The following is a 25,410-nucleotide window of genomic DNA, read 5'->3' on the forward strand; positions in this document are numbered from 1 at the left end:
GCGCCCCACTCACTCAGTCGCGCGAACGCGCCGGGAACGTCGCGTCGAGTTCCCACGCGTCCATCGACGCGAGTTCGACGGTCCCGCCGACGGCCCGGAGCGACACGCCGTCCGCGTCCGCGCGGGTGGGGTAGACCCGACTCGTCAGACACCGACGTTCGTTCGCGTACAGTTCCAGCACCGACCCGTCGACGAACGCCCGGAGCGACAGCGTCCCGTCCGCCACGGGCATCCGCTGGGGTTCGGTGTCGGGCACGCCGTCGAGGGCGCTCCGCGACCGGTCGACGACCACCTCGTCGCCGCCGTACCGGACGACGGTCCGTTCGTTCCGCGCCGGCGACTCGAACAGGCCGAGTTCGAACGTCGCGTCGGCGTCGTCTCCGTGTCTGTTGCCGACGCTGTCTTCGTCGCCGTCGCCGACGCTGTCTTCGTCGCCGTCGCCGACGCTGTCTTCGTCGCCGTCGCCGACGCTGACCTCGAACGCGAGTTCGTAGGCGTTGCCCGACAGGTCCAGCGTCCGCGACGCGCCGGGTTCGAGCGTGAGACGCTCTTCGCGGCGGCGCTTCCCGCGCAGGTCCCGCAGTTCCCGGGCGGGTCGCTGGCGGAGTTCGCCGTCCTCGACGGACAGTTCGCGGGGGACGGTGAGCACTCCCGACCACCCGGCGTGCCACTGCGCCTCCGCGCCGCGCGCCTCCGGCACCCACCCCCACGTGAGGACGCGGCCGTCGTCCGTCCGGGTCGACTGCGGGGCGTAGTAGTCGCCGTAGTCCATCCGCTCGCGGTGGTCGACGTCGAACGAGGGCTCCGAGAGCGACGCGGTGCCGAGGAAGTACTCGACGTGGCTGTAGTTCGAGACGTGCAGCACCTGGGTGTCCCCGAAGTCGAGCAGTTCGGGGCACTCCCAGACGACGCCGTGGCCCTCCCAGTCGCCGACGAGGAGGGGGCCGACGTACTCCCACTCCCGCAGGCCGTCGCCGCGGTAGAGGAGGGCCGCGCCGCCGGTGTCCGCGACGCCCGCGCCGATGAGGTGATACCACGTCCCGTCCTGTCGCCAGACGCAGTGGTCGCGGAACTCCGCGCGCCAGTCGTCCGTCTCCAGCAGGTCGATGCCGGCCGAGGGCGCGGGGAAGATGGGGTTGTCGCCGTGTTTCTCCCACGTGTCGAGCGACGGGTCGTCCGTCGTCGCCAGACACGGCAGTTGGTCCCGGCCGCGGCCGCCGGTGTAGACCAGCGTCGGCGTGCCGTCGTCGTCCACGACGGCGCACCCCGACCAGACGCCGTCGCGGTCCGGGCCGTCGGCGTCGGGCGCGAGGGCGACCGGACGGTCCTCCCAGTGAAGCAGGTCCTCGCTCGTCGCGTGGCCCCAGTGGATGGTGCCGTGGAACGGCCCGCCGGGGTTGTACTGGTAGAACACGTGGTACGTCCCGTCGTACTGGACGACGCCGTTCGGGTCGTTCAGCCACCCGGCGGGCGGGGCGAGGTGGTACCGCGGGCGGCGGTGGTCGTCGGCGAGTTCCGCGCGCATCGCCGCGAACCCCTCGGCGTCGTCGGGTCTGTCGGTGAAGTCCGGACGTCGCTGCGGCGCGCCCGCGAGGAGGGCGAGGGCGTTGCGGACGATTCGTCGCTGCGCCTCCGCCGTCTCGAAGTCCCACGTCGGGAGGAACGCGACTTCGGAGCCCAGGCCGTACACCGCGCCCCGACCGACGCGCCACGCGAACGCCGCCTTCTGGGCGACGTGGAACTCGTCGCCGCGGATGGTCGAGGCGACGACGTCGCCCGACGCGGGGAGGACGCCCTCGTAGCGGGCGTACGGACGCGTCACGTCGGCCGGTTGGGTGTGGAGTTCGCGGAGCGGGAACCCCTCGAACAGGGGGTGGTCGTCGTACATCCGCTTCTTGACGAACCCGCTCGGTTCGGCGGGCGTCTCCGCGCCGACGGCGTCGGGAGCCACCTCGTCGACGCCGAACGGCACGACGGCCGAGAGCGCGTGGAGCGAGAGGAGGAGTCCGCCGTCGGCGGCGAGGAAGTCGGAGACGGCGTCCGCACAGTCGGCGGCGAGGGCGCGGGTCGTCTCGTCCACCGGGTCGTCGCGGTGCCACCACGCGGCGTCGTAGTCGGCGAGCGAGACGGTGCCGTCGGCGACGGCCGACAGCGGAACGTCGTCCACGTCGGCGACGCCGGCGCACCACTCGCGGGCCGCACGCTGTTCGTCGGTGTAGTCGGTCGCAGAGAGGAACGCGACGCTGGCCGAAAGGTCGTCCATTGCCGACGAGGTTCGAGAGGGTGCGTCATTAACTCGTTGTTTAGTACGTTCGTCGACCGTCGGTCGAGGGCGCGTTCCCCGCGGGGAGGTGAGCGAAGCGAACCCGAGGCCGAAAAAGGTGGGGCTAAGTGTCCGCACCGCCAAGGCCGGGATATGCAATACCGGACGCTGGGCGACTCGGACGTCGAGGTCAGCGAAGTCGGGTTCGGCGCGTGGGTCGTCGGCACCGACTGGTGGGGCGACCGGACGAGGGCCGACTCCATCGAGATGATCCACCACGCCATCGAGGAGGGAATCACCTACTTCGACACCGGCGACGTGTACGGCCACGGCGAGAGCGAGAAAGTCGTCGGCGAGGCCATCGCCGACTACCGCGACGAGGTCACCCTCGCGACGAAGGTGGGCTACGACTTCTACAACAACCCGCAGGCGGGCCACGGCGAACTCCCGAAGGAGATGACGGGCGAGTGGGTCCGCACCGCGACCGAGAAGAGCCTCGACCGACTCGGCGTCGACCACGTCGAGGTGCTGCAACTCCACAACGCGAACGTCGACGAGGTGGACGCGGACGTCCTCGAAGCCCTCGACGAACTGAGAGAGGAGGGACTCGTCGACGCCGTCGGCTGGGCGCTCGGCCCGTCCATCGGCTGGCTGGCCGAGGGCGACATGGCCATCGAGGAGGAGTTCGACTCCCTGCAACTCGTCTGGAACCTCTTCGAACAGGAGGTGGGCAACCACTTCCTCGACACCATCGAGCGCACGGGGTCGTCGACCAGTCTCGTCCCGCGCGTCCCCCACTCCTCGGGCCTCCTGAACGAGCAGGTGACGCCCGAGACGGGCCACGACTTGGACGACCACCGCGGGTTCCGCCCCGACGCGTGGTACGAGACGGGCTGGGAGAAACTGGAGACGCTCCGCTTCCTCGAACGCGGCGACGAGGGGACCTCGTCTGGCTCCCGGACGATGGGGCAGGCCGCCATCGCCTACCTCCTGAGCCACGACCCCGTCGCGTCGGTGACGCCGACGTTCCACACGAAGGAGGACATCACCGAGTGGGCCGCCGCCAGCGACGTTCCCAAGCTCTCTGACGAGGAGATGGCCCGCGTGAGCGACCTGTACGCCGACAACTTCGGCATCGACCGCGACGACGGGATGGACGAACTCCGCTCCTCGGTGGGCGGCGACGACATCGACGCCGCGGGCATCGACAAGCGCCCCTCCACCGGCCCGCGCAACTCCGCCGACTGAGCGCCGTGCGCCGACGCACCAAGGCGTTCCTCGGACTGACCGCCGCCGTCCACCTGACGCTCGCCGCGTGGATTCGACGGGACGCCCGGTCCCGCGGCGTCGACGCCGCGCCGTGGGACACGCTGACGCTCCTCGGCGGCCTGTTCGGCGTCCTCGGCTACCTCCGGTCGCGGGCCGACGAGGCCGAGTCGGCCGCCGTCGACGCCGAGTAGCCTCGCGGCCCCCGCCGCCGCGCCGACGCCGTCGGCGATGCGTGACCCTCCTCCCGACCCCGTTCACCGCCTGCGACAACGCTTAGGAGCGTGGCGACCGACCGCCGAGACATGACGACAGCGTACGCACCCGGCAGCGTCACCACCGTCTTCGTGCCGCGTTCCGACCCGGCGGAGGGCTCGCTGGGCGTCAGTTTCGCCGTCGAGGACGGCGTGCGAGCCACCGTCGAACCGGCCGATGAGACCACCGTTCGACTGGACGGGTCGACCACAGCGTTCGAACCCGTCGCGGGCGTGCTCGACCGTCTCGGCGTCACGGCCGCCGTCTCGCTCTCGGCCGACGCGCCGGTCGGACGCGGCTTCGGCGCGAGTGGTGCGGCGACGCTCGCCACCGCTCTCGCCGCCGTCGCGGAGTTCGAGCTCGACGCGGACCGCGAGGACGCCCTCGAGGCGGCCCACCGCGCCGAAGTCACCGCCGGGACGGGTCTCGGAGACGTGTTCGTGCAGGACGTGGGCGGGTTCGTGTGGAGCACCGGCGACGGCCGCGACCGGGCCGAACGCACCGACCGCATCGAGTACAGTTCGATGGGCGACATCGCCACGCGGGAGGTTCTCGACGACGAGTCCGCTGTGGCGAACGTCGCCGACGCGGGCACCGAGACGCTCTCGGCGTTCCACCCCGGCGACTCCATGCAGGCGTGGTTCGAGGCGTCGTGGGCGTTCGCGCAGCGAACCGAACTGCCGACGGCGTCCGTCGAACGGACGGTCGAACGCGTCGTCGACGCCGGCGGCGCGGCGACGATGGCGATGGTGGGCGAGACGGTGCTGGCGACGGGCGTCGACGGCGTCCTCGACTCGGAGACGCGCGTCACGAACGAGGGCGCTCGCGTGCTGTAGGCACCGAAAGTAACTTTCATCTGGTTGTCGAATCGCCGCGTATGACCCTCCTCGAACGAATCGGCGACTGGCTCGCCGCCAACGCCCGCGCCGTCCGGGACAGCCCGCCACTCGCGGGCGTCGTCGCCGGACTGTGGCTGTTTCTCGTCGTCCTCGCCAGCGGCGGCAACCCGCTGATGGCGTTTCTCACGGTGGCACCGCTCGTGATGCTCGGGATGTACGCCGTCGACTGGGTGCTCGGCTACCTCCGCGGCGACGGCGCCGAGACGCGGCAGTCGAGCGAGTCCGCCGCGCCGTACGAACCGGCCGACGAGGAGTCGGCCATCGCCCGCCTCCGCGAACGCTACGCTGCCGGCGACGTGGACCACGCGGAGTTCGAGCGACGACTGGACGCACTCGTCGAGACTGAGAGCGTCGCGCGCGACGATGCGGGGTCACAGGCGCGAACGCGGACGCTCGAACGACGGGAAGTGAACCGGTAGCGCACCCCCTCGTTTCCGTTCGAAACCGAGCGACTGCGCCGCCGTCGGCGCGCAGTCGCAACCGTCTCGGCGACGGACAGAAAGAGAGACAGTCGCCCGTCTCGGCGCGACTCGGTTACGCGAGGAAGACGTGTCGCGGGCGGTCCGCGAGGACGTCGCGGCCCCACTGGACGGTGTCGCGGAAGTCGTCCGACCGGAAGAAGCCCATCGCGTCCTCGCGGGAGTCCCACTGGCTGGCGATGAACATGTCGTTCTCGTCCTCGCGGTTGACCATCAGGTCGGTGTCCTGGTGGCCGTCGATGTCGGCGAGTGCGTCGCCGACGGTGTCGAACTTCTCGACGAAGTCCTCGCGGTAGTCGGGCTTGACGGTGTAGAACATCCCCATCGTGCCGAACCCGGACTCCTCGCCGGCGCGCGAGACGATGCCGGGCAGTTCCGAGAGGAACCCGGCGGCCGTCTCCGCCGCCGACTGCGTCTCCCAGATGGAGACGACGGCGGTCCGTTCGCGTTCGAGAGCCTCGTAGACGGCCGTCTTGACGTGCGTCCCGTAGTGGTCGAAGTTGCCGCGGAGACCCTCCACCTCCTCGAACAGTTCGTCGGTGTCGGCCTCCGAGTAGAGCACCGTGGCGTACACGTCCTCGCCGTGGGGTTTGCCCGCGTAGATGTTCAGGTCCTCGAGTTCGCCGCGGATGTCGTCCGCCTCCGTCTCGTCGCTCTCGGCGGACTCGCCGTGCGGGGAGTCGCCGTGCGTGTGTCCGCCGCCGCCGCCGTGTGCGCCGCCGTGGTCGTCGCCCCCGTGGGGGGAGTCACCGTGGGCGTGGCCGTGCGCCGACCCGTGCGCGCCGTGTTCGGCGTGGGCGGCCGCCTCGTCGTGTTCGGCCGTGGGGACCGACTCCCCGTCGAGGTACGCGCCCAGGTCGGCGGGCGGGAACCGGCGGCCGACGTAGAACTGGCCGAACTCGCCGTACTTCGAGGAGACGTCGTCGAAGCGCATGTCGTAGACGATGTCCTTGATGTCCGTGGGGTCCTCGGCGAACAGCGTCACGCCCCACTCGAAGTCGTCGAAGCCGACGGAGGAGGCGATGACCTGCTTTATCTTCCCGGCGTACTCGCGGCCGGTGTCGCCGTGGACGGACATCATCTCGGCGCGTTCGTCGAACGGCAGGTCGTACCAGTTGTGTTTCTCGCCGCGGCGCTTCGACATCGGATAGAAGGCGACGTACTGGTCGTCGGGGACGTCGGGTTCGAGTTTCCCCTCGATGTAGCGGCGCAGACCCTCGTCGATGTCGGCGTCCTCGTCCTCGAAGTACTCCTGCGAGACGTACCCCGACACCTCGGTGACGGAGACGTACGAGGTGGCCTGTTCGGTGAAGTTCGCGAGCGACGTGCGCTCGAACTGCCGTTCGGCCCGCGAGAGGTCGTCGAGCGTCGGGCGGAAGTGGACGACGAGCAGGTCCGCCTTGTGGCCGAGGACGGAGAAGACGGCCGACGTTCCCTCGTCGGCGTCCTCGACGGCCTCGTGCGCGCGGAGGTACTCGACGCCCTCGCCGACGGCGCGTTCGCGTTCGTGTTCGGGCGCGTCGCGCCACGCGTCCCAGTCCACGGTTCGGAAGTCGTGCAGGACGAACCAACCCTCGTCGGTCGGTGGGGCTTCTGGCATGTCCGCACGTTAGCGTTTCTCCCGTATGGGAGTTGCGAGTCGTCCCCGCGGATACGACGCGCGTACCTCTCTGACCGGGCACGCGCGTCGCGAACCCCCGCCGCGGACCGACGAGTCGTGAACGGGCGAGCGTCACCCGACTCGGACGCTGAACCGGCCGCGACGGCGCGCGCTGGCCGACGTATCGCGGACCGGAAATTCCCGCGACGACCGAAACCCTTTCACAGAGAGGGTCGGAACCTTCGCCCGATGCGGAAGAGTGGCCCCCCGAAGGGACTCATCTCGTACCTCGTGCTCGAACTCTTGGACGAGAAGCCGCGGTACGGCTACGAGATACTGAAGGAGATAAACGACATCAGCGGCGGCCACTGGGAGCCCTCGTACGGGTCCGTCTACCCCATCCTGTACAAGTTCGAGGACAAGGGCTGGGCCACCCGAATCGAACGCGAGGAGGAGTCCGACCGGAAGTACTTCGAACTCACCGACGCCGGCCGGGAGGAACTCACCGAGAAGCGTCGGGAGTCCGGCGGGAAGGCGGCCGACTTCGGCGACATCATCCTCGGCTTCTACCACGTCTACGTCGCCTTCGCCACCGACGACCGGTTCGAGGTGGAGACGGCCGACGGTCTCTGGCGGTTCGACGAGACGTTCAGTTCGTGGATCATCGAACAGTTGATTCGCCACCACGAACGCGACTTCGGCACGTTCGAGCGAATCGACGCGACGCCCGAGGAGTTCTACGAGCGAGAGGGCGTCGAGTACGACGAGGACTGACCCGCCGCCGGCGTCGCCGGCGGAGGCGACTCCGAAACGGTCGCGGCGTCAGCCGCTCAGCACCGTCGGCCCGAACACGAGGAGGAGCAGCGACAGCAGCATCGTCACGCCGACGCCCGTCGTGATGGTGCGGACGACGGTGTACGGCTGCGAGACGGGGAGCCGCGAGACGACGGCCTCCGCGCTGGTCCGCAGGATGCGCCCGCCGTCGAGCGGGTAGCCCGGGATGCAGTTGAACATGCCGAGCTGGAGGTTTATCCACGCCATCCAGAAGCAGACGTTGGCGAGGAGGAACACCCCCGACCCGAGGAACGCGAGCGGTCCGGTCACGGCGTAGAAGTTGGCGACGTTGCTCGTGAACCCCGGGAAGTTGGGGATGCCGAGGACGAGGGAGGCAAGCGGGAGGATGAGCGCGACGTACACCGCGCTGAGCGGCGAGTCCGCGATGGCCCCCGAGATGCCGAGGGCGTCGGGGCCGCCGTCGCCGCCGAGGAGGGCGACGTACGTGCCCGCGGGGTACGACTGCACGCCGAAGTCGGTGAGCAGGAGTCCGCTCGACCCGGGGAACAGGTTGACGCCGAGGAACGCGCCGCCGTCGCGCGGGTTCTCGCCCAGCGTCACCTGGTACGTCTCGAACCCGCCGTCGGCGTGGAGTTCGACGGGCACCGTCGTGCCGGGGTCGATGCCGTCCAGCACCCGGTCGAGGTCGGAGGAGGAGGTGACGCGTTCGCCGTCGATGGCGGTGACGATGACGCTCTCACCGGTCGGCGCACCCGCGCTTCCGAGAGGGCCGTCGGCCGTCGCCCCCGTGACGTACGCGCCGACGGGGATGGTGACCGTCCCGCGCGAGGTGGTGACGCTGGCGAACCTGTCGTCGCCGACCGCTTCGGAGAACCCGCGCTGGGTGTAGACGGGGGTGCCGTTCACCTGCGTGACGGTTATCGGCTGGTCGGACACCGAGAGGTTCGCGGGGTTGCCCGCGACGGAGCCGGCGACGATGAGCGACCGCTGGACCGTCACCGTCCGCGTCTCGCGGTCCGCGGCGCTCTCGCCGCCGTCGAGTTCGACCTCGACCTGCGCGGCGTCCGTCGAACGGAGCGCCGACTGGAGCGTCGTCTCGTTGTCGACGGGCGCGCCGGCGACGGCGGTGATGCGGTCGCCCTGTCCGATGCCGGCCGCGGCGGCGGGCGACCCGTCGTACGACCCGGCGACGGCCATGCCGGGTGCGACGGCGATAGAGCCGATGACGGGGCCGAACAGGAGGGCGAACGCGACGATGGTGACGGCGAAGTTGTTCGTCACGCCGGCGGCGAACATCCGGGACTTGCCGCCGCGGTCGGCCTTCCGCTGGCTCTCCTCGTCGGGTTCGACGAACGCGCCGAGGGGCAGAATCGTGAACAGGAAGAGGCCCATCGACTCGATTTCGATGTCCTCGACGCGGCAGAGGATGCCGTGGCCGCCCTCGTGGACGACGAGGCCGACGAGGAGGCCGAAGATTATCTCGGGGGCGACCGACAGGGGGAGGAAGTCGTTGACGCCCGGGATGACGAGGAAGTTCTGCGGTTGGTTCACCGCGGAGGGCGCGGGCGGGTTCTGGAGGATGAGGATGCCCTGCACGAGGAGGAACAGGAACATCCCGACCATGATGACGATGGCCGTCCCGAGGCCGAAGTTGGTCCACGCCCGCCAGAACCGCTTCGGCGTGGCGACCCAGTCGATGAAGTCGCGCCCGCGCTTCGTGTGGACGGTCGTGAACGGCCCCTGAATGCGGACCGACGAGGGCAGCAGACCGCGGCGGCGCAAGAGGAGGGCGACGAGAGAGTACGCCAGCAGACCGACGAGTACCCACAGTAGGGTGTTCATCGTCGGGACAAGGGGATGAGCGCTGAAAGACGTTCGGATTGCTACCGCCGCACAGTCAGCCGCGACCCGTCACTCGTCGGGCGATTCGGTGCCCGCTTCGGCCACCTCGTCTTCGAACGCAATCTCCGCGAACTCCGCGTCGTCGCCCGCCGTGACGCGACGGTACAGGAGGTAGCCCGCGGCCGCGACGAGTGCGAGGACGACCATCGTCCGGAGCAGTCGGCGACCGGTCGAGGACGCCGTCGACGCCGTCGCGTCGTCGTCGATGGGTATCTCGACCCGGTCGGAGTCGGTGTCGTCGGTTCCTTCGCGTCCGAAGTTGAGTTCGATGAGTGCCATTGTGACCTCCGCGTCGGCGCGCGGACGCCGGAGCGGAGTCGAAACGCTCGTCGTCCAGTGAGTCCGACGCAGGGAGAGAGGTACGCGAGAGAACGGCATAAATCTGCCCGCGTCGCCCGAAACCCTATCCCGGAGAGCGAGGAATCTCTCGACGAACGAATGTTCGACGGCGACCACTACGAAGTCAGACAGAAGATTCGCCTCGGCAACAAGTACCGCGTCTACGAGGGCGACACGCCGATTCTGGAGTCCGCACAGAAGAAGCTCCGACTGAAGGAGGACTTCCGCTTCACCGACCCGGACACGGGCGACGAACGGTTCCGCGTGAAGGCCGACAGCGTCCTCGACATCGCCTCGGCGTACGACATCGAGGACGTCGAGACGGGCGAACGCGTCGGCTCCGTGAAGCGGAGCGCGTTCTCGTTCTTCAAGCACGAGTACGAACTGCTCGGCCCGGACGGGGAGACGGTTGCCACCGTCGTCGAGGACAACGTTCCGATGGCCCTCGCCAGACGCTTCCTCTCGACGCTCATCCCGTTCAGTTACGACATCGTCTCGCCGACGGGGGAGACGCTGGGCGAAGCCTCGGAGGCGTTCGCGGTCCGCGACAAGTACGAAATCGACCTGTACGGCGGCGTCGACCCGCGACTCGCCGTCGTCGGGATGGTCGTCATCGACGCCATCGAGGAGAACTGAGCGGCGTCGGTCCGCGGCGGGACCGAGGAGAGAGCGGCTACTCCTCGCGCCGCAGTCGCTTCACGACGAACGTCCGGTCCAAGTCGCCGAGGAACTCGCCGAGGCGCGGCCCCTGCGGTTGGTCGAAGAACAGGCGGTAGCCCGCGCCGAACAGGTCGCTCACCTCCACGTCGTGCCGTCGGGCGGTCTCGTATATCTCGCCCTGAATCTCCTCGCCGTCGTGGCCGGCGGCGACGAAGTCAGCCAGGTCGTCCAGCGCCGCCGCCACGTCGGCGTCGAAGTCGGCGTCGGGCAACTCGACCTGCAGGCGGTAGTTGTACGCGTTGTCCATCCGCTCGGCCCACGCCCGCGCCTTCTCGACGCGTTCGAGTGCCTCCTCGACGGCCCACTCGGGCGTCTCGTCGGTGAAGTGCCCCTCGTTGCGGGCCATCTGCACGCGCACCTCCCGGTCGTCGGTCATGCCGAGAACGGCCGCGAACGTGTAGGGCAGTCGGACCCGGTCCTCGCGCACCTCGTCGACGACGAACGGGTAGGCGCGTTCGGCGAACGCCGTCAGGTTCTCGTCGTCCACCTCGCCGAAGTAGGCGCGTTCGAACCGGTCGAAGTCGTCGACGAGTTGGTCGAGTCGCGAGAGGTCGAGGTTGCGCGCCTTCTTCGGGTCGAGAACGAAGAAGTACCGGAGGACTTCGGGCTCCAGCAGTTCGAGAATCTCGGGGACGGTGACGACGTTCCCGGCCGAAGAGGAGAGCGCCTCGCCGTTCAGCGTGAACCACTCGTACGTCATCGGCACCGGCGGTTCGATGCCGAGGACGTTCCGAGCGATGTCCTCGCCGGAGGGCCACGACCCCTCGGCGTGGTCCTTGCCGAACGGTTCGAAGTCGACGCCCAGCACCTGCCACTGGCCGGGCCACTCGAACCGCCACGGGAGTTTGCCCTCTCTGAACGTCGCGGTTCCCTCGTGACCGCACCCGTCGATGGTCTCGTCGCCGACGGTCATGTCGGTGCAGACGTAGTCGACCGTCTTCGCGTCGAGGTCGATGTCGGTCACCGTCTCGGTAATCTTCCCGCAGGCCTCGCAGACGGGGTTGAACGGGACGTACTCCTCGTCGACCTTCCGCTGGTACTTCGAGAGCACCGCGCGGGCGTCGTCGACGTCCGACAGCACCCGTTCGACGACGGGGTCGAACGCGCCCTCCTCGTACAGTTCGGTGTTCGACAGCATCTCGACGGGGACGCCGAGTCGGTCGGCGTCGGCCTTCAGGAGGTTCGCGAAGTGGGCCGCGTACGACTCCGCCTCGCCGAACGGATCGGGAATCGACGTGTACGGCTTGCCGAGGTTGCGCCCGAGTGCGCCGGCGTCGACGTCGCCCAGACCGACGATGTTACCGTCGGCGTCGGCGAGTTTCCGGGGGAGTTTTCGGAGCGGGTCTTTGTCGTCGCTGGTGAACACCTGCCGGACCTCGTGGCCGCGTTCGCGGAGCACTTCGGCGACGAAGTAGCCGCGCATTATCTCGTTGAAGTTGCCGAGGTGGGCGACGCCGGACGGGGAGACGCCGCCCTTGATGACGATGGGCTCCTCGGGGTCGCGCGCCGCTATCTCGTCGGCCACGCTGTCGGCCCAGAACGCGCGGTGGCCGGCGTTCTCGGCGGTCTCGTCGGCGGATTCGGAGTCGTCGGTCGTCTCGTCTGTCATCTATCGCTGGGCCCAGTAGCTCGGTTCGTCGTCGGTGCCGTCGGGGATGATGTCGGTGCCCGAGTGCTCGCCGCGCATGACGGCGCGTTCGATTCGTTCGGGGTCCGTCCCGTCGAGGACGATGGTGCGCATGCCCGACCGCTCGATGAGTTTGGCGGCGAGCAGGTCCACGGGCGCGGAGGCGCCGGCGTCGCGGCTCATGGGCGCGATGACGTCCACGAGGTCCGACGCGGAGAGTTCTTCGTAGCGTTGCGCGCTGTCGTCCACGTTCGGGTCCGCGTCGAAGACGCCGTCCGCGCTCGTGGCGTACACGAGCAGGTCGGCGTCGACGTACTCGGCGAGGGCGGCGGCGACGGCGTCCGTCGTCTGGCCGGGCATCACGCCGCCCATCACGGAGATGTCGCCGCGGCGGATGGAGTCGCCCGCCTCCTCGTAGTCGTGCGCCACCTTCGGGTCGACCTTCGGACCGAGGGCGGCGATGAGGAGGCGCGCGTTGATGCGCGTCACGTCGATGCCGATCTGGTCGAGTTGGACCTCGTTCGCGCCGAGGTCACGCGCCGCGTTGATGTAGTCGCGGGCGACGCCGCCGCCGCCGACGACGGCCCCGAGTTCGACCCCTTCGCGCGCGAGGCGTTCGATGACGGCCGCGTGGCCCTCTACGCGCCGAGCGTCTAAGTCCGGCGCGAGCACACTCCCTCCGATAGAAACGACGACTCTCATTGGACCGTGGTTGCCGCGAACCGGGCTTAAGAGTTATCAACCACGGCGGTGTCGCCCGTCCGAAACGTCGCCAGCGAGGGAGTACAGCCGACAGTATAAAGCCGGTCGCACGCCCGGTTTTTCTACATGCACGTACTCGGAGCCGTCGGGCCGGGGGCGACGGCCGTTCTGGAACGCGTCGCCCCGCGTCTCGACGGGCGCGTCGCCACCGTGGAATCGGGAGACGGGAGGAAGAGCGAATCGCGTCCCGACGGAGTCGAAGCCACCCACACGCTCGGCGGAGACGGGTCGTGGCGCGGGTCCGGGACCGGCCGTTCGCTGGACCGACTGCTCGACGACCTGTCCGCCCGACACGACTACGCGTTGCTCTCGGGGTTCCCCGAGGCCACCGTCCCCACCGTCGCCCTCGGCGGTGCGGACGCCGCGAACGTCGTCCTCGAAGCGGCCGACGCCGACGAACTCGACGACGACGACGTGGTCGCCGCGGTCCGCGAGGGCGAACCGCACGTGACGCTCTCGACGCTGGTCGAACGGGTCAAGCAGTCGCCGCGGGCGGACCACGCCGGGGCCATCGCCACGTTCACCGGGCGCGTCCGCGCGAAGGAACACGAGGACGACGCGCGAACGACCCAGTTGACGTTCGAGAAGTACGAGGGCGTCGCCGAGGAGAAGATGCGCGCCATCGAGTCCGAACTCACCGACCGCGACGGCGTCGAGGAGGTGGCGATGTTCCACCGGACGGGCGTCGTCGAGGACGGCGAGGACATCGTGTTCGTCGTCGTCCTCGCCGGACACCGGCGGGAGTCGTTCCGCGCCGTCGAGGACGGAATCGACCGCCTGAAAGACGAGGTTCCCATCTTCAAGAAGGAGACCACCGTCGAGGAGGACTTCTGGGTTCACGACCGGGAGTGACCGCGTCTGCGTCTGACGCGCGGCGGACGAAACGGCCCGGTGGAGACGGTTCGCTCGCTTAATCGGTCTGTTTCCGCGACCCGACGCGGCGCCGAGGGGGAGTCGTGAGCGGATTTCGACCAGAGTAGATTCCTTAGAAGGATACAAGAAATAAAGAATCAAAATGGGTTATAAAACATCTAACTGTTTCTGAGCGGGTTTTGAAATACACCGTTTTGGTCGATTCACGGTTGAAAGCGGCCGAATTACCCCTAACGTTCACCCCTTTATATTCTCCCCCGACGGCATAGGGTGAATCGAGGTGACACAGATGAGCGCAACCGTAAACCCCTCCACCGAACCCGCCGCGAAGGAACTCTCGAAGGAAGACCGTCTGAAGCAGTACCTTCAGGAGAAGGCACAGGACGGCGAGATGTACTTCAAGTCGAAGTTCATCGCGGACGAGGTCGGACTCTCGCCGAAGGAGATCGGCGCCCTGATGGTGAAACTCCGCGAGTCGGCCACGGAACTGACCATCGAGAAGTGGTCGTACACGAGTGCGACCACGTGGCGCGTCGAACCGTCGGCGTAACCCCGTACCGCCCTGAAACGACCCGCAGATAGCCACCCGTCGTTCGAACGACGCTCCAGCATCCGAACCCGTTCCCGGCGCGACCGACCGTCCCCCGTCGGTCGCGTCCCGCGCGACGGACCCCCGTCACCCGCTCTCTCTTCGCGACACGAGTTTTATAGCCGCGTGTACCCTACGACGCGGTGATGGACGCAGGCGATTCGGCGGGAATGCCGCCGGTCGAAGCCCTCCAATCCGTCTTCAGCCTCCACGAGACGAGGCGCGACGGCGACCGTATCCTCTACTACGGGGAGTCGCTGGTCCCGGAGCAGATGCTCGTCCGCGAGGTGTGGCCCTCGTTCCGACAGGCCGGCTACGAGATACAGGTCGCAACGACGCCCTCGGGGCGCGAGGACGTCATCGTGGCGCGTCCGGTGACGAACGGCACCGAGGGTATCCCGTGGAAGAACCTCGGTCTGTTCCTCGCCACCGTCGTCTCGACGATGGTCGTCGGTGCACTCGCGTGGTACCACATCCCGTTCGCGGAGATTCGAGCCGAACCGCTCTCGGTCCTGCGAGCGTGGCCGTTCACCGCCGCGGTTCTGGGCGTCCTGACGACGCACGAACTCGGCCACTACGCGCTCAGCCGGTATCACGGGGTGGACGTGTCGTTGCCGTATCTCATCCCCTTCTTCGTCCCGTTCGGGACGCTCGGAGCCATCATCCAGATGCGCGGGCAGATGCCGGACCGACGAGCGCTGTTCGACATCGGCGTCGCCGGCCCGTTGGCGGGACTGGCGGCCACCGTCGTCGTCACCGCAATCGGGCTCTCGCTGCCGCCGATGACCGTCCCCGAGTCGGTGATTCGCGGCAGCGGACAGGTCATCGTCTTCAACAACCCGCCGCTGTTGAACCTCATCGCGACGGTGCTGGGCCAACCGACGAACTACGCCGACCCGACGGTGACCGTCCACCCGGTCATCATCGGCGGGTGGGTGGGGATGTTCTTCACCGTGCTGAACCTCCTGCCCGTCGGCCAACTGGACGGCGGCCACATCGTCCGCGCGATGCTCGGCGAGGCGCAGGAGCGACTCGCGGCGTTCGTCCCCGTCGCCCTGTTCGGACTCGCCGCCTACCTCCACTACGTCCTCGGCTACTCGTTCAACGAGTCGGTCGGTCTGTGGGTGTTCTGGGGCTTTCTCGCCATCTTCATCGCCTACCGCGGCCCCGCCAACCCCGTGGACGACTCGCCCATCGGCCCCGCGCGGATGGCCGTCGGCGTCCTCACGTTCGCGCTCGGCGCGCTCTGTTTCCTCCTCGTCCCCATCGAAGTCATGACGCTCTGAGCGCGGTGACAACGGGAGAGAACCGATTTCGAGCGCTCGCGCTCCACTCAGTCGTCCGCGTGCGTGTAGCCCTCGTCGGGGAGTGGGACATCGTCGGCGAGCACTCCCTCCCGCGTCACGTCGCCGACGACGGTGAGCGGAACCGACAAGGCGTCGCGGACGGCGGACACGGCGCCCGCGGGGAGCGTGAACACGAGTTCGAAGTCCTCGCCGAAGTACGCGATCATCGCGCGTTCGTCGTCGGGGTCCCGGGCGTAGTCGGTCACCGCGTCGTGGACGGGCACCGCGTCCCACTCGACCTCGAAGCCGCAGTCGGAGGCGTCGGCCAGTTGGTGGAGCGACCGGGCGAGGCCGTCCGAGGAGTCCATCGCCGCCGTCGCGTGCGGTCGGAGGGCGACGCCGGCGGCGACGCGCGGCGTGAACCGGAACAGGTCGTTCGCCCTGTCGTGGTCGCCGGCGTCGAACGCGCGGAGGGCGGCGGCGCTTCGGCCGAGAGCGCCGGTGACGCACACCACGTCGCCCGGCGTCGCGCCCGACCGCAGGATGGGGGCGTCCGTCTCTCCGAGGGCGGTCGTGGCGACGGTGAACTCCCCGTGGGTGTCGAGGTCACCGCCGACGTAGTCGGCACCGGCCGCTTCGCACGCCTCGCGCGCGCCGCGGACGAAGTCTCGCAGTTCCGTCTCGTCGAGGGTGGGCGCGCCGTAGGCGGCGACGGCGGCCGTCGCGTCGGCGCCCATCGCAGCCACGTCCGAGAGCGACGCCGCGACGGCGCGCCACCCGGCGGTGTACCGCGTCGTCCCCGTCGGGAAGTCGGTGGTCTCGTGGAGCATGTCCGTCGTCACCACCAGTCCGTTCACGACGGCGGCGTCGTCGCCCGCGGCCGGCAGGTCCGCGGCGAGGAGGCGAAGCGCCGAGCGTTCGTCCATGCCACTCCCTGACCACCCGACGGACAAAAACCTCGTCGTCCGCGACGCCGTACGATAGCGACCCGCACGCTACCGTGCGGTTTCGATGGGTTGATTGCGTCCACGGCCGAGATGCGGCACATGGCCCGCGAGAACCTCCGCGCCACGGTCCTCGGCTTCCTCGGCGCGTTCGCGGTGTTCGCCGTTCTGTTCTACTTCGCCGGCGTCGGCGAGTTGGTCGACACGCTCCGGATGGCCGACGCCGGCACCGTGGGGCTGGTCGTCCTCGCGACGCTGGCGTGGTTGGCGGCGTGGAGTCTCGCGCTCAGAACCGTCCTCGGCGTCCTCGGCGTCGATCTCTCGTTCCCGAAGTCCTTCTTCGTCTTCTCGGGCGCGATGTTCTCGAACAACATCACCCCGTTCGGGCAGGCGGGCGGCGAACCGGTGACCGCGTACCTCATCTCCCAGTCGGCCGACGCCGAGTACGAGACGAGTCTCGCGGCCATCGCCAGCGTCGACACGCTGAACTTCGTCCCCTCCATCACCATCGCCCTCGTCGGTGCGCTCTACTACGCCACCGAAATCACCCTCGGGACGAACCGGGACCTCGTGTTGGCACTCGTCGCCGTCGTCGTCCTCGCGGTGACGGTGCCGTCGCTCGGGTACGTGGCGTGGCAGCGCCGCTACCGCCTCGAAGAGCGCGTCGTCTCCGCGTTCACGCCGGCCATCCGCTGGGTCGCCGCGCGCGCGCCGCGCATCCCGGTGCCGACAGAGGGCGGCATCGAACGGCGCATCAACGGCTTCTTCCGCGCCATCGAACGCGTGGCGACGAACCCGCGCGGACTCGCACTCGCCCTCGGCGCCTCGGCGTTCGGCTGGTTCTGCCAGATGCTCGGCCTCTGGCTCTCCTTTCGCGCCATCGGCATCCAGATACCCCTGTCGATAGCGATGCTGGTCGTCCCCATCGGGGCCATCGCGGGCGTGACGCCGCTTCCGGGGGGCGCGGGCGGCATCGAGAGCGTCCTCGTCGTCCTCCTGTTGGCCGCGCCGTTGCCCGCCGTCACGAAGTCCATCGCCGTCGCCGCCATCGTCATCTTCCGCGGGGCGGTGTACTGGGTGCCGACGCTCCTCGGCGGCGGCGTGATGGCGTGGGTGAGCTTCCGCGACTCGACGGCCTGACGAGCGGTCGCGCGTCGCAGTTCGAAGCCGTGAGAGCCGCTCTCGCGCCGTAGACCCGATACGATGGCTTTAAACGACGCCATCCAGAATATCGACTCAACATGGTAACCCTCTACGACGTTCCGGCGGACGCCCTCATCGAGGACGTCGCCGAGCGACTCGAGGACCGCATCGAACAGCCGGAGTGGATAGCCTTCGCGAAGACGGGGCAGACCCGCGAACTCCCGCCCCAGCAGGACGACTTCTGGTTCGTCCGTGCGGCGTCGCTCCTGCGGAAGGTGGCGATGAACGGTCCCGTCGGCGTGGACCGACTCTCGACGGAGTACGGCGGCCGCAAGCGCGGTTCCAACCGCTACGTCGTCTCGGGCAAGCACTCCGACACCGGTAGCAAGAACATCATCCGTACCATCCTCCAGCAGTTGGAAGAAGAGGGTCTCGTCCGCACGGCGCAGGGTGAGGGACGCGTCATCACCGACGAGGGGCGGAGCTTCCTCGACAACGCCGCCGCCGACGTCTTCGAGTCGCTCGACCGACCGGACCTCGAGCGCTACGCGTAACCGATTCGCCGCGAAGTTTTCCGGACGTCGCCCTCGGACAGCGTCGGCGACGCGCCGGGACGTCCGTAATCGTTTTCAGAATGCGAGAGAATCTGTAGGTATGAGTGGGAATCCCGACGACGACCGACTGGAGAAGCTTCGACAGGAGAAGATGGAGAAACTGCAGGAACAGGCGCAGGGGCAGGGCGGCCAGCAGGACGAGGCCGCACAGGAGGCCGCCCGCGAACAGGCCGAGGCGCAACAGGACGCGCTCCTCAAGCAGTACCTCACCGACGGCGCCCGCCAGCGACTGAACGCCGTCGAGATGTCGAAGCCCGACTTCGCCGAGAAGGTGAAACAACAGCTCGTCGCACTCGCGCAGAGCGGCCGCATTCAGGACCGCATCGACGAGGACCAGATGAAGGACCTGCTTCGAGAGCTTCAGCCCGACTCGAAGAGCTTCAACATCCGGCGGCGATAGACGGCGTGGACCTCGCGCTCCTCTACAGCGGCGGCAAGGACTCGACGCTGGCCGCCCTCCTGCTCGATTCGTTCTACGAGGTGACGCTCGTGACGGCTCACTTCGACGTCACGGGAGACTGGGAACACGCCCGCGACGCCGCCGACAGACTCGGCTACGACTTCGACGTGGTCGAACTCGACCGGGAGGTGGCCGAGTCGGCCGCCGCGCGGATGGTCGAGGACGGCTACCCGCGCAACGGCATCCAACAGGTCCACGAACACGCCCTCGAACGCGTGGCCGAGTTGGACGTGGACGCCATCGCCGACGGGACGCGCCGCGACGACCGGGTGCCCACCGTCTCGCGCGCGCAGGCGCAGAGCCTCGAAGACCGGCACGACGTGGACTACCTGGCACCGCTGTCCGGCTTCGGCCGTCGGGCCGTGGACCGACTCGTGGACGCCAACTTGGAGGTCGAGAGCGGTCCCTCCGAACGAATCACGAAGGGCGACTACGAGACCGAACTCCGCGCGCTCATCGCCGAGGAACACGGGCCGGACACCGTCGAGACGGTGTTCCCCGAACACGAGCAGACGTACGTGCGCGGTCTGAAGTAGGGCGGGCGGTCGCCGCGGTCGACCCTGACGCGCCTCAGGCGGTCCGGGACTCGCGGAACCGCTCGATTCGTTCGACGTCGCGGCGGAGATAGTCGGGGGCGCGGTCCCGTTCGGCGAGCGACGCGGGCGTGAGCCATCGGACCGCCGCGACTTCCTCCGGGGCGCCGCGGTGGGCCTCGCCGCCGACGTGTTCGCACAGGGTGACGACGTTGAGACAGGGAGTCCCGTCGTCGGCCTCGAACGTCCGACTGCAGACGTACTCCACGGAGCCGACTTCGACGCCGACCTCCTCCGCGAGTTCGCGTTCGACCGCCCGCTCTATCGCCTCCTCTCCGCCGGGCGGACGCTCCAGTTTCCCGCCCGGGAACGCGAGCGACCCGGCGGCGTGCGACTCGTCCGCACCGCGTTCGACGAAGAGGTACTCGCCGTCCCGAACGACGGCGCCGTCGACGTTGACGACGTACCCGTAGTCTTCCATGGTCGACGGTGTCGACGCCGAAGCATCGTTTTTTCTGAGCCACGGTACCGTCTCGCACGCCAAGGGGCGCCGGCGACGCCGCAATCGAACGGTTTTCGTGGCGGCGGCGACAGCGACAGACCAGATGGACGCCTCGCTCGCCGCCGTCGCCCTCCAGTCGGGCGGTCTCTCGCTCTCGCTCCCGCCGGGCGTCGGCTACGCCGTCGTCGCCGCGTTCGTCTGGGGGACGTACATCTTCGCGCTCAAACGCTACTTCGACTACCCGGGCACCGTCCTGACCGTCTGCGTCAACGTGGCCGCCATCCTGTGGTACCTCCCGCTCACGCTGTCGACGCCGCCGTCCGCGGTCCCCGACGCGGGGACCATCGGCGTCGCAGACGCGGGAATCCTCCTCCTGACCGTCGTCACGACGGCGGCCGCCTTCCTCGTCTTCCTCGCGGCCCTCGACGCGGGCGAAGTGTCCTACGTCGCCCCCATCAACAAGGTGGTGCCGGTGTTCGTCCTCCCTATCGAGGTGCTGTTCCTGCAGGAACGGCTCGAACCGATTCAGATTGCGGGCGTCGTCGTCGCCACCCTCGCGGTGTACGTCGCGAACTACCGCCGCGGCTACCTCCTCGACCCGTTGCGGAAGGCGGTCACCGCCCGGCCCGCGCAGTTGGCCCTGCTCAGCGCCGCCTGCTACGCCGTCAGCGACGTGGGCAAGCGCCTCGTCCTCCAAGAGATGAGCGTCCCGACGACGCTGTGGGTGCCGACGCTCCTCGGCGGCGTCGTCGTCGTCCTCCTCCCCCTCGTCGTCCGCGACTGGGTGCCCGTGCGCGGGGACCTGCCGAAGTTCGCCCTCGCGGGCGCGGGCGTCGCCCTCGGCGAACACGTCACGTCGCTGGCGTTCGCCGCCGCCCCGGCGAGCATCGCCTCGCCGGTCATCAACACGCAGGCCGTCGTCGCCGTCCTCCTCGGCGGCGTCGTCCTCCGGGAACGCGCGTTCGGGACGCGCCTCGTCGCCGCCGCACTCGCCGTCACCGGCGTCGGCCTCATCGCGCTGTGACGGTTCGGTGCTGGGGAAGACATTTACCGACGCTGACGCGTCTCCGGAACGATGCCCGAGTGGTCCCGCAGAGACGTCCTCCGCGGCCTCGGCGTCGCCGGCGCGGCCGGCGTCCTCGGCGGCGGGTGGTACCTCGCGGAGCGACCGCACTGTCGCCCCCCGACGGAACCGCTGTGGACGTACCACGGCGAGTACTGGGGGCCGGTCGTCCCGACGGAACGCGGCCTCCTCGTCCCTGAAGGGCACGGCGTCACCGGGGGCGACCGGTACCGCCTCGCCGTCCTCGACCCGTACCGCGGACAGGCCAACTGGACGACGGTGTCGGTGGGCGGCGGATTCGGTGTCCCCGCCCTCCGCGACGACACCGTCTACGTCGGCACCGGCGTCGACACCGTCCGCGCCCACGACGCCGAGACGGGTCGCCTCCGGTGGGAGTACGACGCGGACGGCGCGGAGGAGTTCGGCGGCGGGGCGTGGGGGCGACCGCTGGTCGCCGACGGCCGCGTCTACGTCGGCGTCTCTCACTCGGAGGACCCGGACGCCGACCCGTCGGACGGCGGCGACTACACCCACCGCGTCGTCGCCCTCGACCCGTCGGACGGCACCGAACTGTGGGCCACCGAGGTGACGACGATGGTTCGGACGGGCGCGGTTCGCGCCGCGGACGTGGTCGTCGCCGCGTCCGAAGACGGTATCGTCCGGGGGTTCGACCCCGCGACGGGCGCGGTCCGGTGGTCCGTCTCCCTCCCCGGCGAACCCGACTGGCGGCCCACCGTCGCCGGCGAGACGGTTCGCGTCGTCACGACGGACGGCGTGGTCGCGGCGGTGGACCCCGCGGACGGGTCGGTGAGCGGTCGACGGGAACCGATAGCGGACGTGACCGCCGCCGCCTTCGACGCCGGCACGCTCTACCTCGGCGGGGAGTCCGGGCGCGTTGTCGCTCTCTCCGCGCCGGTCGAGACGGGAGGGTCCTGGACGCGTCGGTGGACGTACGAGGCCGGAGTCCGAGTCGGTGCGCTGGCCGCGGATGAGTCGGGTACGTTGGTCGTCGACCAGTCCGGCACGCTCCACCGGGTGACCGACGGTGGCGAACGCGGGGCGCGGGTTCCGCTGGTCGAGAGCGACTACGAGAACCGGTGCGGGTGGCTGCCCGACCACGAGATGCTTCGGGCCGCCGTCCTCGACGACGGGGGGTTGTACGTCTCCTCGATGTGGTGGGTTCGTCGGTTCTCCGCGTCCGAGCTGGTGTCTTGACACGCGGCGGTCGGACGCGTCACCGCCTGGGACGGCCTTCAACACTTTCAAGCGCGCTAGCCGCGAATCCCGCCACATGTACGACCGACTCAAGGGATTTCGTGACTTCTACGCCGAGGAGATGGCCGCCCGGCGGCAGGTGTTCGACACCGTCGAGGACGCCGCCGCGCGGTACGGCTTCCGGGAGATAGCGACGCCCGCCCTCGAACGGACCCAGATGTACGTGGACAAGAGCGGCGAGGAGATCGTCGAGGAACTGTACGCCTTCGAGGACAAGGGCGGCCGCGAGGTGTCGCTGACGCCGGAGTTGACGCCGACCGTCGCCCGGATGGTCGTCGAGAAGCAACAGGAGCTATCGAAGCCCATCAAGTGGGTCTCGACGCGGCCGTTCTGGCGCTTCGAGCAGGTACAGCAGGGTCGCTTCCGGGAGTTCTACCAGACGAACGTGGACATCTTCGGCTCCTCGGAACCCGAGGCCGACGCCGAGGTTCTCGCCGTCGCCGCCGACGCCCTCACCAGCCTCGGCCTGACGGCCGAGGACTTCGAGTTCCGCGTCTCCCACCGCGACATCCTCGGCGGTCTGCTGGACTCGTTCGACGCCGACGTGGACACGCGAGACGCCATCCGCGCCGTCGACAAGCGCGCCAAGGTCGAGGACGAGGAGTACCTCGGACTGCTGTCCGACGCCGGACTCTCCTACGACCAGGCCCGCGAGTTCGACGACCTCATCGCCGCGGGTGACTTGGACGCCATCGCGGAGTTCGGCGGCGACGACGTGGCCGACGCCGTGGCGAACCTGCGGGCCGTCCTCGACGCCGCCGAGGACTTCGGCGCGCGGCGATACTGCGACATCTCGCTGACGACCGCCCGCGGCCTGGACTACTACACGGGCGTCGTCTTCGAGTGCTTCGACTCCACCGGCGACGTGTCGCGCGCGGCGTTCGGCGGCGGCCGGTACGACGACCTCATCGAGGAGTTCGGCGGCCAACCGACGCCCGCCGTCGGCGTCGCCCTCGGCGACGCGACCCTCCAACTGCTCTGCCAACGCGCGGGCGTCTGGCCCGACGAGGAACTCAGCACCGACTACTACGTCCTCACCGTCGGCGACACCCGGAGCGTCGCCTCGCGCGTCGCCCGCGACCTGCGCGACCGCGGTCACGTCGTCGAGACGGACGTCGCCGGTCGCAGTTTCGGCGCGCAGATGGGGTACGCCGACTCCGTGAACGCCGAGACGGTGGTCATCGTCGGCGAACAGGACTTAGAGAACGACGAGGTGACGGTCAAGGAGATGGCCAGCGGCGACCAGACCACCGCGCCCGTCGACGACTTCCCCGGCGACCGGGACCGCCCGACGTACGACGACTTCGCGTAGTCGAGAGCGTCGCGCCGGCGGCGGGTCGCGGGCCGTCCGAGTACTTTTGCCAGCGCGGCGTGAGGACCAGACGATGCCCGAGAGGACCGTCGGCGACGAAGCAGTCCCGACCGGGAACCGGAGCGGCCCCCCACGGAGTCCGGCCGACCGACGACGCGCGCGGACGCGTCGCCGACTCGGAGGACGACGATGCCGATGACCGGGAGCGTGTTCTGGATTCTGGTGTTGCTCGCGACGGTCACGAGTCTGGGCACGGCGTGGGCGCTCGGAGCCAACAGCAACTCGCCCCCGTTCGCACCGGCCATCGGCGCGAACGCGATTTCGACGATGCGGGCCGCGTTCCTCATCGGTATCCTCGCCGCGCTGGGTGCGCTCGCGCAGGGGGGGAGCATCTCGGAGACGGTGGGCGCTGGGCTCATCGACGGCGTCGCCATCACCTCGCTGGCGGCGACTGCGGGACTCCTGACCGCGACGGCGTTCATGGCCTTCGGCGTGTACACCGGCTATCCGGTCCCGGCGGCGTTCGCGACGACGGGCGCGATGGTCGGCGTGGGGCTGTCGCTCGGCGGCGCGCCGGCGCTGGACACCTACCGCCGCATCGCGACGTTCTGGGCGCTCGTGCCGCCGGTCTCCGGGACGCTCGCGTACCTCACCGCCACGGTGCTCCGCCGGGACGACATCCCCGAGACGGTCAGCGTCCCCCTGCTGGCCGGCGTCGTCGGAGCCATCGTCGCGAACGTCCGACTGAGCGTCATCCCCGCGCCGTCGGGTGCGCAGAACTCCGTCGCCGGGTTCGTCGCGGGCGTCGCGGGAGCGCCTCCCGTCGCCGGCGTCGACCCCGCGGTGGTCGTCGTGACTCTCCTGTTCGGCGTCGTCAGCTTCCAGTACATCCGGCGACGGACGCAGCAGTCCGTCGACAAGGGAGTCAAGACGTTCCTGGTCGTACTCGGGAGCGTCGTCGCCTTCTCCAGCGGCGGGAGTCAGGTGGGGTTGGCGACGGGGCCACTGGAGAACCTCTACGGGACCGAACTCGGACTGCCGGGCATCGTCCTGTCGGTGCTGGGGGCGGTCGGCATCCTCGGCGGCGCGTGGATGGGCGCTCCGCGACTGCTGCAGGCGACCTCGCGGGAGTACGCCCAACTCGGCATCCGTCGCTCCATCGCGGCGCTCGTGCCGGGGTTCATCATCGCGCAACTCGCCATCGAACTCGGTATCCCCATCTCGTTCAACAACATCATCATCTCGGGCGTCATCGGCGGCGGACTCGCCGGGGGGTCCGCGGGCGTGTCCCGGCGGAAAATCGGGGTCACGCTGGCGTTCTGGCTCCTGACGCTCGTCACGTCGGTCGCCATCGGGTTCGGGGTCTACCGGGCGTTCGCGACGCTGCTCGGCGTGTGACCGTCACCGAACGACCGTCACGGTCACCGGCGCTTCGCTGACGACTTTCGTGGCGACGGTCCCGAGGAGGCGACTGACGAGTTCGCTCCGCGACCCGCCGTGACCGCCCATGACGACGTGGTCGACGTCGTGGTCGTCGACGTACGCGAGGATGGTCTCCGCCGGGTCGCCGCGGTCGACGGCCGTCTCCAGCGTCCGGTCCGTCTCGGCGGTCCGTCGCTCCGCGGCAGCGACGAGTTCGTTCGCCCGTTCGAGCGCGGCCTCCCGCCGGGACTCGTCGCTGCCGACGATGCCGCCCTCGCTCATCGAACTGTCGAGCGGGGTCACGACGTTCAGCACCGTCACCGGGCAGTCGAACGTGTCGAGGGCGTGGGTCAGCGCCTCGTCCGCCAGCGGCGACCCGTCCAGCGGAACGAGGACGTGCGTGGGTGGCATACACGCTCTCGGAGGCCGGGGCACAAGTAACCACGCCGAGTCCCCGGGCCGGGTGCGACGGCCCGGCGGCCGTCAG

26 protein-coding genes are annotated in these 25,410 nt (G+C 69.3%); 17 read left to right on the forward strand and 9 right to left on the reverse strand.

The genetic code is table 11. The features are described 5' to 3' along the window. Nucleotides 1–13: 13 nt before the first annotated feature. The gene (locus BM310_RS14895; protein WP_089809034.1) at nt 14–2,263 is read right to left on the reverse strand and encodes a GH32 C-terminal domain-containing protein; all 2,250 of its coding nucleotides are present in this window, start codon (nt 2,261–2,263) and stop codon (nt 14–16) included. 153 nt (nt 2,264–2,416) lie between these two features. Here BM310_RS14895 and BM310_RS14900 point away from each other — a divergent pair, with 153 nt between their 5' ends. The 4 genes from BM310_RS14900 to BM310_RS14915 all read left to right on the forward strand — a co-directional run bounded on the left by BM310_RS14900 (nt 2,417) and on the right by BM310_RS14915 (nt 5,102). Then, nucleotides 2,417–3,511, forward strand: a complete 1,095-nt coding sequence (locus BM310_RS14900; protein ID WP_089809036.1) for an aldo/keto reductase — start codon at nt 2,417–2,419, stop codon at nt 3,509–3,511. A 5-nt stretch (nt 3,512–3,516) separates the two neighbouring features. After that, complete coding sequence (locus tag BM310_RS14905; RefSeq protein ID WP_089809038.1) at nt 3,517–3,723, forward strand: hypothetical protein; 207 nt, start codon at nt 3,517–3,519, stop codon at nt 3,721–3,723. A gap of 111 nt (nt 3,724–3,834) precedes the next feature. Next, entirely contained in the window at nt 3,835–4,620 is a 786-nt protein-coding gene (locus BM310_RS14910) for a GHMP family kinase ATP-binding protein (RefSeq protein WP_089809289.1), read from the forward strand. A 41-nt stretch (nt 4,621–4,661) separates the two neighbouring features. Next, nucleotides 4,662–5,102 (forward strand): SHOCT domain-containing protein, encoded by a 441-nt coding sequence (locus BM310_RS14915; RefSeq protein ID WP_089809040.1) that lies wholly within the window; start codon nt 4,662–4,664, stop codon nt 5,100–5,102. Between the two features lie 115 nt (nt 5,103–5,217). On the opposite strand, the gene BM310_RS14920 is transcribed toward BM310_RS14915, so the two are convergent. Further along, nucleotides 5,218–6,762, reverse strand: coding sequence for a heme-binding protein (locus BM310_RS14920; protein WP_089809042.1), 1,545 nt, complete (start codon nt 6,760–6,762; stop codon nt 5,218–5,220). Nucleotides 6,763–7,011: 249 nt separating this feature from the next. Here BM310_RS14920 and BM310_RS14925 point away from each other — a divergent pair, with 249 nt between their 5' ends. Continuing rightward, a complete protein-coding gene (locus BM310_RS14925; protein ID WP_089809044.1) occupies nt 7,012–7,536 on the forward strand; it encodes a PadR family transcriptional regulator in 525 nt (174 codons plus the stop codon). Between the two features lie 48 nt (nt 7,537–7,584). On the opposite strand, the gene BM310_RS14930 is transcribed toward BM310_RS14925, so the two are convergent. Together BM310_RS14930 and BM310_RS14935 are read right to left on the reverse strand one after the other, a co-directional pair. Beyond that, nucleotides 7,585–9,399, reverse strand: coding sequence for a site-2 protease family protein (locus BM310_RS14930; protein WP_089809046.1), 1,815 nt, complete (start codon nt 9,397–9,399; stop codon nt 7,585–7,587). A gap of 69 nt (nt 9,400–9,468) precedes the next feature. Beyond that, nucleotides 9,469–9,738 carry a hypothetical protein gene (locus BM310_RS14935; RefSeq protein WP_089809048.1) on the reverse strand — a complete coding sequence of 90 codons (270 nt, stop codon included), beginning with the start codon at nt 9,736–9,738 and terminating at the stop codon, nt 9,469–9,471. 159 nt (nt 9,739–9,897) lie between these two features. On the opposite strand from BM310_RS14935, the gene BM310_RS14940 reads away from it, so the two are divergent. Further along, nucleotides 9,898–10,434, forward strand: a complete 537-nt coding sequence (locus tag BM310_RS14940; protein WP_089809050.1) for an LURP-one-related/scramblase family protein — start codon at nt 9,898–9,900, stop codon at nt 10,432–10,434. Between the two features lie 37 nt (nt 10,435–10,471). Here the strand turns inward: BM310_RS14940 and lysS are convergent, their stop codons facing one another. Then, complete coding sequence (lysS, locus tag BM310_RS14945; RefSeq protein WP_089809051.1) at nt 10,472–12,127, reverse strand: lysine--tRNA ligase; 1,656 nt, start codon at nt 12,125–12,127, stop codon at nt 10,472–10,474. Beyond that, nucleotides 12,128–12,847: a UMP kinase gene (gene pyrH, locus BM310_RS14950; protein ID WP_089809053.1), complete on the reverse strand. Its 720-nt coding sequence runs from the start codon at nt 12,845–12,847 to the stop codon at nt 12,128–12,130. Between the two features lie 126 nt (nt 12,848–12,973). Between pyrH and BM310_RS14955 the strand changes: the two genes are divergently transcribed. From BM310_RS14955 to BM310_RS14965, 3 genes are all read left to right on the forward strand, one after another. Beyond that, nucleotides 12,974–13,759, forward strand: coding sequence for a molybdopterin synthase (locus BM310_RS14955; protein ID WP_089809055.1), 786 nt, complete (start codon nt 12,974–12,976; stop codon nt 13,757–13,759). 310 nt (nt 13,760–14,069) lie between these two features. Further along, the gene (locus BM310_RS14960; RefSeq protein ID WP_089809058.1) at nt 14,070–14,330 is read left to right on the forward strand and encodes a DUF7123 family protein; all 261 of its coding nucleotides are present in this window, start codon (nt 14,070–14,072) and stop codon (nt 14,328–14,330) included. A 185-nt stretch (nt 14,331–14,515) separates the two neighbouring features. Then, on the forward strand, nt 14,516–15,655 hold the full coding sequence (locus BM310_RS14965; protein ID WP_089809060.1) for a site-2 protease family protein: 1,140 nt from the start codon (nt 14,516–14,518) through the stop codon (nt 15,653–15,655). A 47-nt stretch (nt 15,656–15,702) separates the two neighbouring features. Here BM310_RS14965 and thiL read toward each other — a convergent pair whose 3' ends face one another. Further along, nucleotides 15,703–16,581 carry a thiamine-phosphate kinase gene (gene thiL, locus BM310_RS14970; RefSeq protein ID WP_089809062.1) on the reverse strand — a complete coding sequence of 293 codons (879 nt, stop codon included), beginning with the start codon at nt 16,579–16,581 and terminating at the stop codon, nt 15,703–15,705. Nucleotides 16,582–16,701: 120 nt separating this feature from the next. On the opposite strand from thiL, the gene BM310_RS14975 reads away from it, so the two are divergent. From BM310_RS14975 to BM310_RS14990, 4 genes are all read left to right on the forward strand, one after another. Next, nucleotides 16,702–17,739, forward strand: a complete 1,038-nt coding sequence (locus BM310_RS14975) for a lysylphosphatidylglycerol synthase transmembrane domain-containing protein (protein WP_089809064.1) — start codon at nt 16,702–16,704, stop codon at nt 17,737–17,739. A gap of 101 nt (nt 17,740–17,840) precedes the next feature. Then, nucleotides 17,841–18,296: a 30S ribosomal protein S19e gene (locus BM310_RS14980; RefSeq protein WP_089809066.1), complete on the forward strand. Its 456-nt coding sequence runs from the start codon at nt 17,841–17,843 to the stop codon at nt 18,294–18,296. Between the two features lie 100 nt (nt 18,297–18,396). Further along, entirely contained in the window at nt 18,397–18,756 is a 360-nt protein-coding gene (locus BM310_RS14985) for a DNA-binding protein (RefSeq protein WP_089809068.1), read from the forward strand. A gap of 5 nt (nt 18,757–18,761) precedes the next feature. Further along, complete coding sequence (locus BM310_RS14990) at nt 18,762–19,352, forward strand: DUF7411 family protein (RefSeq protein WP_089809070.1); 591 nt, start codon at nt 18,762–18,764, stop codon at nt 19,350–19,352. 34 nt (nt 19,353–19,386) lie between these two features. Here the strand turns inward: BM310_RS14990 and BM310_RS14995 are convergent, their stop codons facing one another. Beyond that, nucleotides 19,387–19,830 carry an NUDIX domain-containing protein gene (locus tag BM310_RS14995; RefSeq protein WP_089809072.1) on the reverse strand — a complete coding sequence of 148 codons (444 nt, stop codon included), beginning with the start codon at nt 19,828–19,830 and terminating at the stop codon, nt 19,387–19,389. Between the two features lie 124 nt (nt 19,831–19,954). On the opposite strand from BM310_RS14995, the gene BM310_RS15000 reads away from it, so the two are divergent. The 4 genes from BM310_RS15000 (at nt 19,955) to BM310_RS15015 (ending at nt 24,899) form a co-directional block, all read left to right on the forward strand. Next, nucleotides 19,955–20,875: an EamA family transporter gene (locus tag BM310_RS15000; RefSeq protein WP_089809074.1), complete on the forward strand. Its 921-nt coding sequence runs from the start codon at nt 19,955–19,957 to the stop codon at nt 20,873–20,875. Between the two features lie 51 nt (nt 20,876–20,926). Beyond that, nucleotides 20,927–22,129, forward strand: a complete 1,203-nt coding sequence (locus BM310_RS15005; RefSeq protein WP_089809076.1) for an outer membrane protein assembly factor BamB family protein — start codon at nt 20,927–20,929, stop codon at nt 22,127–22,129. A gap of 76 nt (nt 22,130–22,205) precedes the next feature. Beyond that, nucleotides 22,206–23,501 carry a histidine--tRNA ligase gene (hisS, locus tag BM310_RS15010; RefSeq protein ID WP_089809078.1) on the forward strand — a complete coding sequence of 432 codons (1,296 nt, stop codon included), beginning with the start codon at nt 22,206–22,208 and terminating at the stop codon, nt 23,499–23,501. 195 nt (nt 23,502–23,696) lie between these two features. After that, entirely contained in the window at nt 23,697–24,899 is a 1,203-nt protein-coding gene (locus tag BM310_RS15015; protein ID WP_089809080.1) for an inorganic phosphate transporter, read from the forward strand. 3 nt (nt 24,900–24,902) lie between these two features. Here the strand turns inward: BM310_RS15015 and BM310_RS15020 are convergent, their stop codons facing one another. Beyond that, nucleotides 24,903–25,334, reverse strand: coding sequence for a universal stress protein (locus BM310_RS15020; RefSeq protein ID WP_089809082.1), 432 nt, complete (start codon nt 25,332–25,334; stop codon nt 24,903–24,905). Nucleotides 25,335–25,410 lie beyond the last annotated feature (76 nt).

Origin of the sequence: Halogeometricum rufum (assembly GCF_900112175.1) — an archaeon.
GTDB classification, from domain to species: domain Archaea; phylum Halobacteriota; class Halobacteria; order Halobacteriales; family Haloferacaceae; genus Halogeometricum; species Halogeometricum rufum.